The following is a 2,557-nucleotide window of genomic DNA, read 5'->3' as shown; positions in this document are numbered from 1 at the left end:
ATGCTGGGACAATTTGTGCTGCTGGCACATTTCTAAATGGTGATGGTAGTTGTGATACAATTAGTTCGTATTCTACAGGTCACTGTACTATTGATGCGAATTGTAATAGTGGGAATTGGGTTCTTGAGGGTTCACAGAGTGAGGGTGTTGCTTATTATGACTGTTATAGAGGACATTGTCAATATCATGAAGAATTTAAATAAGTAAGGTTTCTTAAAATAACTATGGGAAGCAAAATATCTGATGCTATTAATACTTATTTTGGGAATTATTGCGCAAGAAAATGTTTTAGACATGATGAGATAATTAATGATTGTTCTAAAAAATTTGATATTTTGAGAGATAAATTATCTAATTCCAATATAGATAGAAAGGAGTTTAATAAAATGATGAGAAATGGAGATATACAAATATGTAAATTGCCTTACAATAAGAGACATTATGTGTCCTGGAAGTATTTTGAAAAATTAAGCAAACAAGACAAGGACTATTGGGATCTAATTAATGAAGAAAATGGCAAATGAAATAGATAAAAAGATATTGCAAGAGTTGGAAAATAACTTTGATGGAGTAATTTGGAAAAGAGGGGTAGGATATTATAGAGAAGGATTAGTCTCAAATATTATTTTTGATGAAATTCAGGTAAAAGCCAAGTGTTTAGGAAATAGTGATTATAAACTAAGTATTAATATTGATACAAGGGAAATGTCTTGCAGTTGTCCTTATATGGGGTATTGTAAACATTTAGCAGCTTTGATTCTATGGCTAAAACAAAACAAACCCATCTCTATAAATGAACTTCAAGAAAAATTACTTAAAAAATCAAAAGAGGAGCTTGTAGAAATTGTTTTAAAGGTACAATCTGAATTTCCAGATATAGCAAATATCCATATTGAAAATGATTTTTCTAATGAAGCCATGACTAAACTCATTAAAGATTTATGGATAAGATCACATCACGAATATGATTTATTAGATACTAAAAGAGAAATCATTGAAAAAGAGCTTTTAAAAAACAAGAACTTTGATTTATTTTCTTTATATCTGAGAAAATTAATAGATTTAAGAGATCATTTTGACATTGAGCATTTTGAAGACTTAATTCAAGATTTTCTATACAAGTATGATGAAGTTTTTCCATTTTTAAGAGATGAAATTGAACTTTTAGAGAAAAAGTTTAGTGGTTATGAGTATTTCTTTGATGATTTTAAATATTCTTTAAAAAGTGAAGAAATTCTCTTGCAAGTATTTAAAACTAAAATTCCTTCAAGAAATAATGATTCGTTAGAGATATTTAGAAGTTTTTTAAATCAAAAATTGGATTTTCCTTTTTATATAATATGTCATAAAGAAACACGAAAAGGCTTGAATTATGAAGATTTCGAGCTTAAGGTTGAGAGAATTGACGATTTTATAGATGATAAATATGGAATTTTTTTTAAAGGAAAAGAATCTAAAAAAAAGTGTGTCTTTCCAATAGCTGACGAATGGGACTATTTAAAAGGGAACGAAAGAAACAAACAATATCTAGAAATTTATTTAGAATGGTTTTGGAATTGAGAAATAAAAAGCTAATGCCGAGAATCGAACTCGGATCAGAGCATTACCAATGCCCCGTAATAACCGTTATACTACATCAGCAGTTATAATAATTATATAATCTTTAAACTATATAAAAAGCTTTTGTAAAATTTCTTGTTTTTAGCTATAATTGACAAGATATATAAATAGGTTCCATTTATAAAGTAGTATGGCTAAGGTTCAATCTTATGAAAATATTGATGAAAAGAATACTAGAAAAGAAATAATTGACCCTAGATTAGAAGAACAAGGTTGGAAAATAAATAATAAAAGGTTAGTTTTAGAAGAAATAGATACTAAAAATTCTGATTTTAAAACACCTAAATATTTAAACTATGATGATACATTCTCAGTTCAAACAGTAGAAGAACTACAAAATAAATTTAGAGTAAAAACAGGAAAATTAAATAAGAGAGGTCATTTGGATAAGGCTTATGTTGATTATATGTTATTAGATGATAAAGGAAAGCCTTTAGCAATTGTAGAAGCAAAGAGAGTTCCTCAAAATTTATCAAAAGTCTCTTCTTCACTTTTTGCTCTTGCAAAAGAACAAGCTTACAATTATGCTAAAGATATATATAAGCAAACAGGTGAAAAGATATTTATATATTATACAAATGGAAAAGAAATTTATTTTGCTGATGATTTTACTCAATATGAAAGAAAGGTATTTGGTTTTCATTCTCAACAAGATTTAATTAGAAGGAGATACTTGATTAGAAATAAAGATAGAGCTTCTAATATTTCTAAAATACCAGAACCTGAAGAAAAAATTGTTGATTATGGATGGGGAAAGAGTAAAGAAAAAGTAAATGAAATCTTGGAACATTTTGAAGAAGGTCATAGGAATGCATTAATAAATATGGCTACAGGAACTGGAAAAACAAGAGTTGCTATGGCTTTGATTGATTTTTTAAGAAGGGGAAAAATTGTAGATAAAGTATTGTTCTTAACTGATAGAGTAGCATTAAGAGAA

Annotated in this window: 4 protein-coding genes and 1 tRNA gene; 4 read left to right on the top strand and 1 reads right to left on the bottom strand. The window is 27.6% G+C overall.

What is annotated here, in order from left to right; translation table 11 throughout:
* The 3 genes from PF569_02210 to PF569_02200 all read left to right on the top strand — a co-directional run.
* A partial coding sequence (locus PF569_02210; protein ID MDA3855044.1) for a hypothetical protein occupies nucleotides 1-203 on the top strand: 203 nt, incomplete at its 5' end.
* 21 nt (nucleotides 204-224) lie between these two features.
* Entirely contained in the window at nucleotides 225-524 is a 300-nt protein-coding gene (locus tag PF569_02205) for a hypothetical protein (GenBank protein MDA3855043.1), read from the top strand.
* The gene (locus PF569_02200) at nucleotides 514-1,560 is read left to right on the top strand and encodes an SWIM zinc finger family protein (protein ID MDA3855042.1); all 1,047 of its coding nucleotides are present in this window, start codon (nucleotides 514-516) and stop codon (nucleotides 1,558-1,560) included. Before PF569_02205 ends, PF569_02200 begins: the two co-directional genes overlap by 11 nt.
* 9 nt (nucleotides 1,561-1,569) lie before the next feature.
* Here the strand turns inward: PF569_02200 and PF569_02195 are convergent.
* Nucleotides 1,570-1,641, bottom strand: a tRNA-Thr gene (locus PF569_02195).
* A gap of 109 nt (nucleotides 1,642-1,750) precedes the next feature.
* Here PF569_02195 and PF569_02190 point away from each other — a divergent pair.
* A partial coding sequence (locus PF569_02190) for a type I restriction endonuclease (protein ID MDA3855041.1) occupies nucleotides 1,751-2,557 on the top strand: 807 nt, incomplete at its 3' end.

This window comes from Candidatus Woesearchaeota archaeon (assembly GCA_027858315.1).
Lineage (GTDB): Archaea > Nanobdellota > Nanobdellia > Woesearchaeales > UBA583 > UBA583.
The sequence above is the reverse complement of the archived record's forward strand: the minus strand, read 5'-3'. Positions and strand labels throughout refer to the sequence as shown.

Excerpts from the sequence above, each read along its gene's own strand:
- PF569_02205 (MDA3855043.1), top strand. The coding sequence starts at position 225 with ATGGGAAGCAAAATATCTGATGCTATTAATACTTATTTTGGGAATTAT.
- PF569_02200 (MDA3855042.1), top strand. The coding sequence starts at position 514 with ATGGCAAATGAAATAGATAAAAAGATATTGCAAGAGTTGGAAAATAAC.